The organism is Mesorhizobium sp. P2_E10, assembly GCF_056404235.1.
Window position 1 is genome coordinate 383,853 of record NZ_JBFUEK010000003.1, and the last position, 14,398, is coordinate 398,250.

General features: G+C 63.3%; 13 protein-coding genes and 1 tRNA gene. 8 read left to right on the top strand and 6 right to left on the bottom strand.

Annotated features, from left to right (window positions below; all coding sequences use genetic code 11):
• Entirely contained in the window at positions 1-1,398 is a 1,398-nt protein-coding gene (gene thrC, locus AC1D0N_RS10800; RefSeq protein ID WP_477243581.1) for a threonine synthase, read from the bottom strand.
• A 128-nt stretch (positions 1,399-1,526) separates the two neighbouring features.
• Here thrC and AC1D0N_RS10805 point away from each other — a divergent pair, with 128 nt between their 5' ends.
• Positions 1,527-2,294 (top strand): hypothetical protein, encoded by a 768-nt coding sequence (locus AC1D0N_RS10805; RefSeq protein ID WP_477243582.1) that lies wholly within the window; start codon positions 1,527-1,529, stop codon positions 2,292-2,294.
• 34 nt (positions 2,295-2,328) lie between these two features.
• Here the strand turns inward: AC1D0N_RS10805 and AC1D0N_RS10810 are convergent, their stop codons facing one another.
• A complete protein-coding gene (locus tag AC1D0N_RS10810; protein ID WP_477243584.1) occupies positions 2,329-3,015 on the bottom strand; it encodes an HAD family hydrolase in 687 nt (228 codons plus the stop codon).
• 193 nt (positions 3,016-3,208) lie between these two features.
• Between AC1D0N_RS10810 and AC1D0N_RS10815 the strand changes: the two genes are divergently transcribed.
• The gene (locus tag AC1D0N_RS10815) at positions 3,209-4,342 is read left to right on the top strand and encodes a DNA methyltransferase (RefSeq protein WP_477243586.1); all 1,134 of its coding nucleotides are present in this window, start codon (positions 3,209-3,211) and stop codon (positions 4,340-4,342) included.
• A gap of 25 nt (positions 4,343-4,367) precedes the next feature.
• On the opposite strand, the gene AC1D0N_RS10820 is transcribed toward AC1D0N_RS10815, so the two are convergent.
• Together AC1D0N_RS10820 and mutY are read right to left on the bottom strand one after the other, a co-directional pair.
• Positions 4,368-4,979: an HAD family hydrolase gene (locus AC1D0N_RS10820; RefSeq protein WP_477243587.1), complete on the bottom strand. Its 612-nt coding sequence runs from the start codon at positions 4,977-4,979 to the stop codon at positions 4,368-4,370.
• Entirely contained in the window at positions 4,976-6,106 is a 1,131-nt protein-coding gene (gene mutY, locus AC1D0N_RS10825) for an A/G-specific adenine glycosylase (protein ID WP_477243589.1), read from the bottom strand. Before mutY ends, AC1D0N_RS10820 begins: the two co-directional genes overlap by 4 nt.
• A 51-nt stretch (positions 6,107-6,157) precedes the next feature.
• On the opposite strand from mutY, the gene AC1D0N_RS10830 reads away from it, so the two are divergent.
• The 6 genes from AC1D0N_RS10830 (at position 6,158) to AC1D0N_RS10855 (ending at position 13,567) form a co-directional block, all read left to right on the top strand.
• A complete protein-coding gene (locus tag AC1D0N_RS10830; RefSeq protein WP_477243591.1) occupies positions 6,158-6,655 on the top strand; it encodes a DUF721 domain-containing protein in 498 nt (165 codons plus the stop codon).
• 133 nt (positions 6,656-6,788) lie between these two features.
• Positions 6,789-7,541, top strand: coding sequence for a DsbA family protein (locus tag AC1D0N_RS10835; protein ID WP_477243593.1), 753 nt, complete (start codon positions 6,789-6,791; stop codon positions 7,539-7,541).
• A 117-nt stretch (positions 7,542-7,658) separates the two neighbouring features.
• The gene (gene smc, locus AC1D0N_RS10840) at positions 7,659-11,117 is read left to right on the top strand and encodes a chromosome segregation protein SMC (protein WP_477243595.1); all 3,459 of its coding nucleotides are present in this window, start codon (positions 7,659-7,661) and stop codon (positions 11,115-11,117) included.
• A gap of 111 nt (positions 11,118-11,228) precedes the next feature.
• Positions 11,229-12,203 carry an NAD-dependent epimerase/dehydratase family protein gene (locus tag AC1D0N_RS10845; protein ID WP_477243597.1) on the top strand — a complete coding sequence of 325 codons (975 nt, stop codon included), beginning with the start codon at positions 11,229-11,231 and terminating at the stop codon, positions 12,201-12,203.
• Positions 12,204-12,663: 460 nt separating this feature from the next.
• On the top strand, positions 12,664-13,011 hold the full coding sequence (locus AC1D0N_RS10850; protein WP_477243599.1) for a hypothetical protein: 348 nt from the start codon (positions 12,664-12,666) through the stop codon (positions 13,009-13,011).
• A 268-nt stretch (positions 13,012-13,279) separates the two neighbouring features.
• A complete protein-coding gene (locus AC1D0N_RS10855) occupies positions 13,280-13,567 on the top strand; it encodes a hypothetical protein (protein WP_477243601.1) in 288 nt (95 codons plus the stop codon).
• Between the two features lie 133 nt (positions 13,568-13,700).
• On the opposite strand, the gene AC1D0N_RS10860 is transcribed toward AC1D0N_RS10855, so the two are convergent.
• Together AC1D0N_RS10860 and AC1D0N_RS10865 are read right to left on the bottom strand one after the other, a co-directional pair.
• Positions 13,701-13,775, bottom strand: a tRNA-Gln gene (locus AC1D0N_RS10860).
• A gap of 121 nt (positions 13,776-13,896) precedes the next feature.
• Positions 13,897-14,241, bottom strand: coding sequence for a VOC family protein (locus AC1D0N_RS10865; RefSeq protein WP_477243602.1), 345 nt, complete (start codon positions 14,239-14,241; stop codon positions 13,897-13,899).
• Positions 14,242-14,398: the final 157 nt, after the last annotated feature.

Sequence of the window (14,398 nt, forward strand, 5' to 3'; positions counted from 1 at the left end):
CTAACGCGCCGCCCGCGTGTGGCGGCCGACATAATCTTCCACCATTTTCAGGTCGGATGGAAGTACCGTGTATTTTTCCTCCGCTGTCATCAACCCGCCTAGCCATGCGGGCAGGGCGGGCGATACGCCGCAGGCGGCTTCGACGGCGGCCGGGAACTTGGCCGGATGGGCGGTGCCAAGCACCACCATCGGCACCGCGCCGTCGGCCTTGCCGGCGGCAACATGCATGGCCGCGGCCGTGTGCGGGTCGAGCAGATAGTTGCTGGCGCCAAGCGTCGAGCGGATCGTGGCGGCGACTTCGTCCATGGTCGAACGGCCGGCGTCGAATTCGGCGCGGATTTTTGCGATCTCGCCGTCTTCGATGGTGAAGGCGCCGGACTGCTTGAGGCCGTTCATATAGCGCCGCACCGTCGCCGCATCACGGCCGGCGGCCTCGAACAGCAGGCGCTCGAAATTCGACGAGACCTGGATGTCCATCGACGGCGACGTGGTCGGGAACACGCCTTTCATGCGGTATTCGCCGGTCGCAAGCGTGCGCGCCAGAATGTCGTTGTCGTTGGTGGCGATGATCAGCCGCTCGATCGGTAGGCCCATCTGCTTGGCGGCGTAGCCGGCGAAGATATCGCCGAAATTGCCGGTCGGCACGGTGAAGGAGACCGGCCGGTCGGGAGAGCCGAGCGACAGCGCCGACGAGAAATAATAGACGATCTGCGCCATGATGCGGGCCCAGTTGATCGAATTGACGCCGGACAGCGCCACTCGGTCGCGAAAGCCGTGATCGTTGAACATGTCCTTCAGCAGGCCCTGGCAATCGTCGAAATTGCCCTCGATCGCCAGCGCATGGACGTTTGCGGCGGCCGACGTCGTCATCTGCCGCTGCTGCACCGGCGACACGCGGCGATCCGGGAAAAGCACGAAGATGTCGGTGCGGTTGCGCCCGGCAAAGGCATCGATGGCCGCCCCGCCGGTATCGCCCGATGTGGCGCCGACGATGGTGGCGCGCTGGTCGCGCTCGGCCAGCACGTGGTCCAGCAGCCGCGCCAGAAGCTGCATCGCCACATCCTTGAAGGCCAGCGTCGGGCCGTGGAAGAGTTCCAGGACGAAGATGTTCGGGCCGGTCTGCACCAGCGGACAAACGGCGTCATGACGGAAAGTGGCATAGGCTTCGCGCACCAGGCGCTCGAACACCGGCATCTCGATCTCGCCGCCGAGAAACGGCGACAGCACGCGGATGGCGAGATCGGGATAGGCAAGGCCACGCATGGCGCGGATTTCGGCGGCGGAGAACTGCGGCCAGGTGCCGGGCACGTAAAGTCCGCCGTCGCGCGCCAGTCCAGCCAGCACCGCGTCGGAAAATCCAAGCACGGGCGCTTCCCCGCGGGTACTCACATATTGCATCGTCACATTCCGTTGATGCCGCGCGGTTTCGTTCACGGCAAGGTGGTTAATTTCTACGCTGGCTCAGTCGCATTTTTGCCGCGTCGCTGATATAGGGCACCAGCTTTGCGAGAGGGAAGTGCAGTTTCATGGCGTTTCATTCGTTAAACAACCGCTTTGTCGCGGGTCTGGCGCTTACCGGCTTTATGCTTGCCGCCGCCGGCTGCCAATCGAGCGACAATGGCGTTCTCAACCTCGGCTTCGGCAAGAAGGACACGACGCCTCCGCCGCCGCAGGATCCCAAGGTTCTCGCCAGCCAGCTGCAGGCCTACTGCCCGAAAGTGACGCTGCGCGACGGTACGGCCTACTTCAACACCTATGGCAAGGGTAGCCAGAAGCCGAAGAAGAAAACCGACGCCGCCGCTGCGGATGCTGCTCCTACGGCGCCGGACGGGACCATCGTTGACCCGAACAAGGATCCGACGAAGATCATCTACCAGGCCTCGATCACCGATGTGACCCGCGACTGCAGTCGCGCCAACGGCCAGCTGTCGATGAAGATTGCCGTCGCCGGCAAGGTTGTGCCGGGACCGCTGTTTGCCCCCGGCACCATCACCATGCCGATCCGTGTCGCCGTCATGCACGGCACCGAGGTTCTTTACTCGCAGATCCACCCGTATCAGATCCAGGTCAGTGACCCCTCGACCGCCACGCAATTCGTCTTCACGGATTCCAATGTCGTCGTTCCCGAGCCCACCGCGCCGGACTATCAGGCCTTTGCCGGCTATGACGAAGCCACGCCGAAGGCGGTGACGGACAAGTCGAAGAAGAAGCCGGGGCGGAAGAAAGCCAAACCCGCTCCTCCTCCTCCTGCTGCTCCTGCTGACGACAACACAACCCTGATCCCGCGAGGCTAGCATTCGGGCCGTGCGCCAGCCAGGCGCGCGGCTCTCAGGCGTCCGACCATTCCGACAGGGCCGCAATCACTCTTTTCAGCTCGGCCCAGCGGCGGATGACGGTTTCGGCGCCGGCCTCGGTCAGCGTGTCCGCATGGCCGGGATAGCTGTGTGATGCGCCGATAAAGCCGATCACCCGCATGCCCGCGGCCCTGGCGCCGGCAACGCCGTGCACGGAATCCTCGATGACGAAGGTGTTGGCCGGATCGGCGTTGAGCTTTTGCGCCGCAAGCAAGAACACGTCGGGCGCCGGTTTGGTCTTTTTGCTCGGTATTTCCAGCGCGGAAAAGATCCGGCCGGCAAAGAACGGCAGCAATTGCACCTTCTCCAGCATGAATTCGATCCGCTCGGATCGCGAATTCGAACAGATGCAGCGCGGCACCGTTACCGCGGCGACCGCCTCGCGTGCGCCGTCTATGGCGCGCACGTCGCTGCGCAGCTTGCGGTCGACCAGGTCTTCGGCGCGGTCGATCAGCGAGGCCTGGAAGGGGATGCGCGACTTTTCCTCGACCCGCATCATGATGTCCTTGAAGGTCAGCCCGGCATAGGTCTCGGCAACCTCCTCAGCCGAGATTTCGAATCCCGCCGACGTCAACAGCTCGGCCTCGATGCGCGCGGCGATGATTTCGGAATCGACGAGCACGCCGTCGCAATCGAAGATGACAAGTTCAGGCTGGGGCATGGTGATCCGCAACAAGGGAGGGGAAGGGCCCCAGGGGACCCAGTAAGGCTCAGGCGGCGCGGCATACACCAACAGGCCGGACTGCGCAAATCGAGAGGGTTTCGACCGTCGCACCGATCCCCTTCACTGAATATTTACGCTGATCGGTAACCATAACGGGGAGTAAACAGTAACGCGTGCTTTGGGTGTATCAATGTCTGCCGTGCGTCTTCTCGACGACCTTTCCCACGCTCCCCAGCAATCCGAGTGGCTGGATACGATCCTCAAGGGCGATTGCGTCGCAGCACTCGACCGGCTGCCCGAAAAATCCATCGACGTGATCTTTGCCGATCCGCCCTACAATCTGCAGCTCGACGGTGACCTGCACCGGCCCGACCAGTCCAAGGTCGATGCCGTCGACGACGACTGGGACCAGTTCGAGAGTTTTGAGGCCTACGACGCCTTCACCCGCGCCTGGCTGCTGGCGGCGCGCCGCGTCTTGAAACCCAACGGCACCATCTGGGTCATCGGCTCCTACCACAACATCTTCAGGGTCGGCGCCAAGATGCAGGATCTCGGCTTCTGGATCCTCAACGATGTCGTCTGGCGCAAGACCAATCCGATGCCGAATTTCCGCGGTCGCCGCTTCCAGAACGCCCATGAGACAATGATCTGGGCCTCGCGCGACCAGAAGGGCAAGGGCTACACCTTCAACTACGAAGCCATGAAGGCATCGAACGACGACATCCAGATGCGGTCCGACTGGCTGTTTCCGATCTGCACCGGCGGCGAGCGGCTGAAGAACGACGATGGCGACAAATTGCATCCGACACAGAAGCCGGAAGCGCTGCTCGCCCGCATCATGATGGCCTCGACCAAGCCCGGCGATATCGTGCTTGATCCCTTCTTCGGTTCCGGCACCACCGGCGCGGTGGCAAAACGCCTCGGCCGCCATTTTGTCGGCATCGAGCGCGAGCAGGCCTATATCGACGCCGCCAATGAGCGCATCGATGCGGTGCGGCCGCTGGACGAGGCCGACCTGACGGTGCTGACCGGCAAGCGCGCCGAACCGCGTGTTGCCTTTGTCAGCCTCATCGACACCGGGCTGATGCAGCCCGGCGCCACGCTCTACGACGCAAAAAAGCGCTGGGCCGCCAAGGTGCGCGCCGACGGCACGGTGGCGATCGGCGACAGCGCCGGCTCGATCCACAAGATCGGCGCCGAGGTGCAGGGCCTGGACGCCTGCAATGGCTGGACCTTCTGGCACTATGAGCGCAGCGGCGGCCTGACCCCGATCGACGAGCTTCGCCGCATCGCGAGGCTCGGCATGGAGCGGGCAGGGGCCTGATTGCCCCTCCTGCAAGCGCCTGAGATCAGACTTTGATCCCCAAACGCTCGAGGTCCGCCTCGAGCGTTTTTGCGTCGGTGAACAGCACCGCCTGCCAGCCGGCCGCCTTGGCGCCGTCGACGTTTTTCTGGCTGTCGTCGATGAACAGCGTGGCTCCGGGTTCGAGGCCGAACGCGGCGACGTGATGATCGTAGATGGCGCGGTCCGGCTTGATCTGGCCGATATCGCCCGACACCGTCACCCCGCGCGGGCGGTCGAGAAAGTCAAAGCGTTGCCGGGCCTCAGTAAGCGTGTCAGCGGCGAAGTTGGTCAGCATGGTCACATCGTGGCCGGTTTCGATCAGGCCCACCATGATGGCGACGCTGTCGTCATAGGCATGCGGCACCATTTCGTGCCAGTAGCGGCGGAAATTGCGAATGTTTTCAGCATGATCGGGATGCTCGGCGATCAGCAGCGCCTCAGCCTCTTCCCATTTGCGGCCACGGTCCTGCTCGATGTTCCAGTCATGCGTGCAGACATTGTCGAAAAACCACTTGCGCTCTTCGGCATCGGGAATGAGGCGGCTGAACGGAATGTTCGGGTCGTAGTGGATCAGCACGCGGCCGATGTCGAAAACGATGTGGCGGACTTCAGTCATGCAGGCCTCTTTGCACTCTGTGGCGACGGCTTTTTCGTCGCCCCCGGTATCGCTGCTTCAATTGCCTTTTTCATGACAGTCGGCAGCGCTTCCCCGGAAATTTCATGGACCAGCGACCAGAAATGCCCCGCAGGCGCGGCGCCGTTCACCTCGGCACGAAAAACCTCGAGCTCAAGCGCGAAATGGGTGAAGACATGCCCAATCTGGCCGGCACGCCGCCAATCGGCGGTGAACGGCGCGGCCGCATCCGTCGTCGCGCCGTCGTTCCGCGCGGTCCAGCCCGTCGTCGGCACCTCGGTCATGCCGCCAAGCAGGCCTTTGTCCTGGCGCTTGCGCAACAGGATGGCGCCGTCGCTTCTCACCGCGACGAAGGCGGCGCCGCGCCGCAATGGCTTTTCGGCCTTCGGCAAGCGCACCGGGAAGTGTTCGGGATCGCCCGAGACAGTCGCGCTGCAATCCTCGCGCAGCGGGCAAAGCATGCAGCGCGGCCGCCGCGGCGTGCAGATCGTCGCCCCCAGATCCATCATCGCCTGGGCGAAATCGCCCGGCCTTTCCTCAGGAACCATGCCTTCGACATGGGCGCGTATCTCGGCCTTGGCTTCGCTCAGCGGCGTGGCGATCGAATACAGCCGTGAGACAACCCGCTCGACATTGCCGTCGACGACCGCGGCCGGGTGGTCGAAGGCGATCGCCGCTATCGCCGCCGCCGTATAGGCACCGATGCCTGGCAATTCCCGCAGACCGGCTTCCGTTTCGGGAAATCGGCCGCGTCGAAGTGCCACAAGATCGGCGCAAGCCTTGAGATTGCGCGCCCTGGAATAGTAGCCGAGCCCAGCCCAAGCCTTCATGACGTCTTCGGTCTCAGCCTCGGCAAGGGCGTTTACATCAGGCCATTTCGCGACAAAAGCGCGGAAATAGGCCTTTACCGCTTCAACCGTGGTCTGCTGCAGCATGACTTCGGACAGCCAGATGCGGTAGGGGTCGGGCCGTGCCCCACGCGCATGCTCGCGGGGCGTGATCCGCCACGGCAATTCGCGGTGATGCACATCGTACCAGGCGAGGAGCCGGGACGCGATGTCGCCATCATCCGGAGATGCAACCTTGCGGGTCTGGTCGTGCAGTGCCATTGATCGAGAACTGGCCCTAAGCTTGGTGAGGGGCGTGGCTGGAGAACGCACATGGCAGGGAAAAGGCCCTACGGCAATCCCGTTCCGGTGAGCGATCTGGCGACCGCGATCCTCGATCCGGTGCTGCGCAAGCGGGCTGGCATTTCGATCGGGCTGGTCCAGTCCTGGGAAGAGATCGCCGGGCCAAGGCTCGCCGGCCATTCGCGCCCCGAAAAGATCCAGTGGCCGCGCCGCATGCATGAGGACGATCCGTTCGAGCCGGCGGTGCTGGTCATCGCCTGCGAGGGCATGGCGGCTCTGCATCTGCAGCACGAGACCGGCGAGATCATCAACCGGGTCAACGCTTTCCTCGGCTTCAACGCCGTTGGCCGCATCAGGATCGTGCAGAAGCCGGTGACGAAGGACAAGGGCCGGCCCAAACCAAGCTTCCGGCCGCTGACCGCGGCCGAAAAGACAAAACTGTCTGATACCGTCGGACTGATCGAGGATGACGGGCTGCGCGCCTCTCTGGAGCGGCTCGGCGCTACCATTCTTGGCGAAAGGAAGTGACAATCTCGCGCATTCGTGATCATGCGCATCAAGTTTGGCGATTGGAATGGGGACGGCGATGCCTTAATTCGCGCCAACTCTCGCCTTTTCTAGCCTTTGCATTGCAAAATCCAACCATAGTCAGGTGATTCGCATGAACCGTCCCCCGTTTGACAAAAGCTTGTCTCGCAGAACAATCCTGTCGTCGCTGGCCGCCGTCCCGGTGGTGGTTCTGCTCGCCGCATGCAGCGACTCGGACGAGGAAGCCAAGGCGGCGGATGTGAAGCCTGCAGCTCCGGCAACGCCGGCAGCCCCTGCAAACCCGGCCAAGCCGGCCGCCGTCACGGCGCCGGAATCCACGGGCGCGGTGGATATGGCGACATTGCTGAAGCCGGGTGCGCTGCCCGACAAACAGTTGGGCAAGGACGACGCCAAGGTCACCATCGTCGAATATGCCTCGATGACCTGCCCGCATTGCGCGCATTTCGCCGCGACCACCTTCCCTGAGTTGAAGACGAAATACATCGACACCGGCAAGGCCCGCTACATCCTGCGCGAATTCCCGTTCGATCCCAGCGCCGAGGCCGGTTTCATGCTGGCGCGCTGCGCCAAGGATAACTATTTCCCGATGGTGGACGTGCTGTTCAAGCAGCAGCCGGCCTGGGTGGGCGTCAACAATACCAAGGACGCGCTGCTGCAAATCTCGAAGCTCGCCGGTTTTACACAGGAGTCCTTCGAGGCCTGCTTGACGGACCAGAAACTTCTGGACGATGTGAGATCGGTCCAGAAGCGCGGCGCCGACGAATTCAAGGTCGACTCGACGCCGACCTTCTTCATCAATGGAAAGACCTACAAAGGGGCGATGTCGATTGAGGAAATGTCGGCCATCATCGACCCTCTGCTCTGACGTCCAGGCGACGCCGGAGCGGCTGCGCTTCGGCGTGCGCGTCGCTATGCCTTGCCGTGGGTTCTCTTCGCAAAACCGCGCAACACTTTTGCGGAACCCACCTGTGGAGCGGCGCGAATGAAGTTTTCGCGCCTTCGCCTCCTCGGTTTCAAGTCTTTCGTCGAGCCCGGCGAGTTCGTCATCGAGCGCGGGCTGACGGGCATTGTCGGGCCGAATGGCTGTGGCAAGTCGAACCTGGTCGAGGCGCTGCGCTGGGTGATGGGCGAAAGCTCCTACAAGAACATGCGCGCGTCCGGCATGGACGACGTCATCTTCTCCGGTTCGGGAACGCGCCCCGCTCGCAACACCGCCGAAGTCACGCTTTTCCTCGACAACAGCGACCGCACGGCGCCCGCCGCCTTCAACGACGCCGATGAATTGCAGGTGTCGCGCCGCATCGAGCGCGAGGCCGGCTCGCTCTACCGCATCAACGGCAAGGAAGCTCGAGCCAAGGACGTGCAGCTGCTGTTCGCCGACCAGTCGACCGGCGCCCGCTCGCCGTCGATGGTTGGCCAGGGCCGTATCGGTGAACTGATCCAGGCCAAGCCGCAGGCGCGCCGCGCGCTGCTCGAAGAAGCCGCCGGCATTTCCGGCCTGCACACCCGCCGCCACGAGGCCGAGTTGCGGCTGAAGGCGGCCGAACAGAATCTCGAACGGCTGGACGACGTCGTCGGCGAACTGGAAAGCCAGATCGAAAGCCTGAAGCGCCAGGCGCGCCAGGCCTCGCGTTTCAAGAACCTTTCGGCCGATATCCGCAAGGCCGAGGCGACGCTGCTGCATCTGCGCTGGACGCTGGCCAAGACACAGGAAGGCGAGGCGCGCTCGGCGCTGGCGATCGCCACTGCCCTGGTCGGCGACCGCGCCGCGTCGCAGATGAATGCCGCCAAGGAGCAAGGCATCGGCGCGCACAGGCTGCCCGATTTGCGCGACGCGGAAGCCGCCGCTGCCGCCGCCTTCCAGCGGCTGTCGATCGCCAAGGCGCAGATCGAGGAGGAAGCCGGCCGCATCCGCGCCCGCCAGGCCGAGCTCGACCGCCGGCTGCAGCAGCTCGACGGCGACATCGCCCGCGAAGAGCGCATGGTCCGCGACAATGCGGATATCCTTGAGCGCCTGCGCACGGAAGAGGCCGCGCTCAATTCCGAAAACGCCGGTGCTGCCGAGCGCGAGGCCACCACCCGCGCGGCTTTCGAGCAGGCGGCATCAACGCTTTCGCAGAGCGAAGCCAAGCTCGCGGCGCTGACTGCCGAACGCGCAGAGGCCGCCGCCTCGCGCAACCAGATCGAACGCACACTGCGCGACACAGCCGAGCGTCGTGATCGCTTTGCCCGCCAGCTCGCCGATGTCGACCGGGAACTTTCCGAGATCATTTCGAAGGTCGCCGGCCTGCCCGATCCCGTCGAGAAGCGGCAGCTGGTCGAACAGGCGCTGGCGCTGCTGGAGGAAACCGAGGCTGCCGCGATATCAGCCGAACAGGCGGTGGTGGAGGCGCGCGCGGCGGAAAGTGCCGCTCGTCCGCCGCTCCAGGACGCCAGGGCCGAACTAGCGCGCATCGAAACCGAAGCCCGCACGCTGGCCAAGATCCTGAACGCCGCCAGCGGCGACCTGTTTCCATCGGTGCTTGAACAGATCAGCGTCGAGCGTGGCTACGAAACAGCACTTGGCGCTGCCTTGGGCGAAGACCTCGACGTGCCGCTCGACCGCAGCGCCCCGGTGCATTGGGGCGAGAGCGAAGTCCGGCCCGGCGATGCGGCTCTGCCTGAAGGCCTTAGGAGCCTTGCCAGCGTGGTACGCGCCCCGGATCAGCTTGCCCGCCGCCTGGCGCAGATCGGCATTGTCGAGGCCGGCGACGGACGACGGCTGCAGACGCTGCTGGCTCCCGGGCAGCGGCTGGTCAGCCGCGAAGGCGCGCTCTGGCGCTGGGATGGTTTTACCGCCAGCGCCGACGCGCCGACTGCGGCCGCGCAAAGGCTGGCGCAGAAAAACCGGCTGGCCGAGCTCGACGCCGAAGCGGTCCATGCCACCCTCATCCTGCGCGAGGCCGAGGCGGCGCTTGCCCAGGCCGAACAGGCGCTTGCCCGCGCCAGCGAAGCCGAACGCCGCGCCCGCCAGGCCGGGCGCGAGGCCCAGCACGGACTGGACGCCGCCCGCAACGTGCTGGCCGATGCCGAAAAGGCCGGCGGTGAATTGGCGAGCCGGCGCGCCGCGCTGGACGAGGCGCGGGCGCGCATTGTCGACAGCCACGAGGAAACCGCGACGGCCTTCGTCGAGGCCGAGATGCTGCTGCAAAGCGCACCGGATCTCGGCGACCTGCAATTGCAGCTCGAACAGTCATCGGCCAATGTCGCCCGCGACCGCGCCAGTCTTGCCGATGCCCGCGCCGTTCATGAAGGCTTGAGGCGCGAAGCCGAGGCGCGTGTGCGTCGCCTCGATGCCATCGACGCCGAGCGCCGCAACTGGCTGGAGCGCGCCGAAAACGCCTCGACGCAGATCGCCTCGCTTGGCGAACGCAAGGCCGAGGCCGAAGCCGAGCGCGAAAGGCTGGCCGACGCCCCTGACGAGATCGACGCCAGGCGGCGCGCGTTGCTGTCGCAGCTGGCCGAGGCTGAAAGCCTGCGCCAGACGGCGGCCGACCGCTTGCAGGAAGCGGAAAACCGCCAGTCCGAACTGGACAAGGCCGCTACATCAGCCATCCAGTCGCTGGCCGAAGCCCGCGAAACCCGCGTCCGCGCCGAGGAGCGGCTGACCGCCGCCGACGAGCGGCGGCTGGAGGTCGAGGCGCGCATCCAGGAAACGCTGAACACGCCGCCGCATCTGGTCATCCGCCATACCGGGCTGGAAGTCGACAGCCCGATGCCTGAGATGGCCGAGATCGAGCGCCAGCTCGACCGGCTGAAGATCGAGCGCGAGCGGCTTGGCGCCGTCAATCTGCGCGCCGAGGAAGAACAGAAGGAACTGTCCGACAGGCTGGAGACCATCGTTTCCGAGCGCGAGGACATCATCGAGGCTATCCGCAAGCTCAGGCAGGCGATCCAGAGCCTGAACCGCGAAGGCCGCGAGCGGTTGCTGGCCGCCTTCGACGTCGTCAACGCCCATTTCCAGAGGCTGTTCTCGCATCTGTTCGGCGGCGGTACTGCTGAACTGCAGCTAATCGAGTCCGACGATCCGTTGGAGGCCGGCCTCGAAATCCTCGCCCGCCCGCCTGGCAAGAAGCCGCAGACGATGACGCTGCTGTCCGGCGGCGAGCAGGCGCTGACGGCGATGTCGCTGATCTTTGCCGTGTTCCTGACCAATCCGGCGCCGATCTGCGTGCTCGACGAAGTCGACGCGCCGCTGGACGATCACAATGTCGAGCGCTTCTGCAATCTGATGGACGAGATGGCCGCCACCACCGAGACGCGCTTCGTCATCATCACCCACAATCCCATCACCATGGCGCGCATGAACCGGCTGTTCGGGGTGACCATGGCCGAGCAAGGCGTCAGCCAACTGGTCTCGGTCGACCTGCAGGCCGCCGAGGCGATGCGCGAGGCGAGCTGACGCGTCAGCGTGGCCAGTGGCCTCAATTCAGGCTTTCGACTATAGCACGAACTGAAAATCGTCGGCTCCATAGAGGGAAGGCCGACCTGACCGTGCCTATGGAGAACCCTGTTGCCTGTACTCGTCACCGGAGCCGCGGGGTTCATCGGAAGCCATGTCTGCCATCACCTGCTCGACAGGGGAGAAGCGGTCGTCGGCGTCGACAATATGAACGACTACTACGATCTGGCGCTGAAGCAGGGGCGGCTCGCCCGCCTCCAGCCCCACAAGGGCTTTTCATTTCATCAGCTCGACATCGCCGAACAAGGAGCGCTGAGCGCGGCTTTGGCCGGGCAAGGCATCACCAAAGTCGTCCATCTGGCCGCGCAGGCGGGGGTGCGTCATTCGCTCGAAAATCCCAGGCTCTATGTCCGCTCCAACGTCGTCGGCCATCTCGAAGTTCTCGAATTCTGTCGCGCGGCAGTCGGCTTCGAGCATCTGGTCTATGCCTCGTCGAGTTCGGTCTATGGCGGCAACACCAAGGTGCCGTTCTCGGAGACCGATCAGGTCGACCGCCCTGTTTCGCTCTACGCCGCGACCAAGAAGGCCGACGAGCTGATGAGCCATACCTACGCCCATCTGTTCGGCGTGCCGCAGACCGGCCTGCGGTTTTTCACCGTCTACGGTCCCTGGGGTCGGCCCGACATGGCTTATTGGATGTTCACCAAGGCGATGCTCGAGGGCAAGCCGATCCGGGTGTTCAACAATGGCGAGATGTGGCGCGATTTCACCTATGTCGACGATGTGGTGCGGGCGGTCGTTGCCGTGCTCGACAAACCGCCCGTGACGGAGGTTCCGCCGAGCCGGCTCTACAATGTCGGCAACAACAGCCCGGTGCGGCTCGCCGACTTCATCGACACGCTGGAAAAGCTGCTCGGTGTAAAGGCGATCCGCCAGTATGAGCCGAAGCAGGACAGCGATGTCGAGCAGACCTTTGCCGACATGACCGCGCTTGAGAGCGATTTCGGCTTCAGGCCGAGCGTCTCGATCGAGGCTGGGCTGAAGAAGTTTGTCGACTGGTACCGCTCGGAATGGACGGCGGGATAAGCGACATGTGATGGCAGCTGCCGGCGCGACCCGACCTATGATGGATCACGGAAATCAGTCAGTGGTCGGATTTTCGCCAACCGGCTGCTGGGACGCATGGCGCCCCAGCGCAAACTCGCCATACGAAAAACGGGGCCGCGTGTTTGTTGCCGATTCCGCCGAGGCCGCCTTTATCGGAGGCCAAGGAAGCTCAGTATCGCAACCACGATGACGACTGCTCCGACGAGCCAAATAATGCTGTTCACGATATCTCTCCCAAAATCAGTTGCTGGGAATGAACTCGTTAGAGCCTACTAATGTTCCCACATTTTCTGCTGTCGAAAGAATGGCCCGCCATGCCTTTCGTCGGCCGGCGGGCTAAGGTCCGAACAGGGTACGACTGAAGTCCTAGCGTCAGAGCCATAGGTCTGAGGGCAGGCAACCTATGCCCTCCCGACACATTGGAGCCGGGCTGCCGAGTATGAGTCCCTTCATCGGCGGTCAATCGGGTGCCCGCAATTCTCCAGAGACTGGCGGGCACCCGGTTTCGGTGGCACCGCCAAACGGCATGGCGTTTTCGACAGCGAGGCTAACAGTGACCTTTGTCCAGAGATCAGTGCATGACGACGCAACCCGACCCGCAAACGACAACGATAGTCGTGCGCCCGAAGTCTCTTCGATCCTTGACCTCATACCGTCGACTGACGACGACAAGGTCGCTGAAATTGTCAGGCGAACAGAGCGCCAGGCAATCGCAGTGGTTATTGGTATGGCGATTTTGCTGATCTTGGCACCGGTGGTCTATTTTGCACTCATTTACGGGATCTGAGACGGCCTGAATGGTCGTCCTGTCGGAAATCCTGAAAAGATGCGTGTCGACGGTCTTCCCCACACCGCAGACGCTTCACAGCACAGACCCGGAGACCGTGGTCGTGCGCGGCGCTTCGTTGTCGACTTGCGCAGCCCCGACACATGCCCTGTGGCGCGGGAATAGCCGCCACTGATGGCGCCGCGTGAACTGACGACGCCAGTCGGAACCAAAGAGATGGGAAGCGGTTATCCCCACGAAGGGAAAATTAGCAGATGGAGATATTGCAATGAAAACAATGATCGTGAGCGCTTTGGCGCTGTTCATGGCGATGCCGGCGATAGCTTCGGCGGCCGAAGCTGACGTAGTCATCAAAACCCACCATCGGCACCATCACACCAACGTCAAGATCATCAATGACCAAGGTCAGCGCCTTCATCACCGTAAACACGGCACGGTTGCCTTCTACGACCACGGCCGCCGGCACCGTCCGGACACTGTTGTCGTGACCGGCTCGATCGATCGTCGTCATCATCGTCATCATCCCGTCGTCATCCTGGACGACAGCGATTACTGATCCTCATCGCACGGCCCGGCTCTGTGGATGGAGTCGGGTCGCGCGCCCCTAAAAAGAGTGAAAAGAATGAGATAACGGCTGACGGCAGCCATTCATGGCGTCAGCACATTACAGGATTGAAAGGCATATGGATTGGCTGGGGCGCCAGGATTCGAACCTGGGAATGTCGGTACCAAAAACCGATGCCTTACCACTTGGCGACGCCCCAATAGCCATAAGAGTCGCTTGCGCGGCGCGTTATTAGCAGAGCAGCCGAAAAGCACAATGGCAATGAAGCGCGGTTTTTGGCCGCCTGATTTCGCGCCCGACAAAGCCCGTCGAGGGGCGTGCTACTCGCCCCAGACCGCCATTTCATTGCCGGCCGGATCGACGAAATGGAACCGCCTGCCGCCTGGGAATGAAAAGATCGGCTTGACGATGGTGCCGCCAGCGCTTTCGACAGCGCTCACCGTTTCTTCCAGATCTTGCGAATAGAGTACCGGCAGCGGCTTGGCGGGCGCTTCCGCGGCATCGGCCTGAAAGCCGCCGTCCAGTCCCTCGGCAAAGGCCGAATAGGTTGGCCCATAGTCCGTGAACGACCAGGAGAAAGCGGCGCTGTAGAAAGCTTTCAGCCTGTCCAGCGTGCCGCCGGTAGCCGGCAATTCGAGATAATCGAGCTTTCCGGGCAGTTTCATAACGTCACTCCATACAATGTTCTTGTTATGTTCTATTCCGTTGCCTGCGATGCCGCAAGTCTTTTTGACGCAGCTTTTGCTTAATCGATTGTAGAGGCCGGCGGGCTTTGCCGACGCCTTGCCTTTCGCAGTGCAGCATCATATCGCTCGGTCTCGA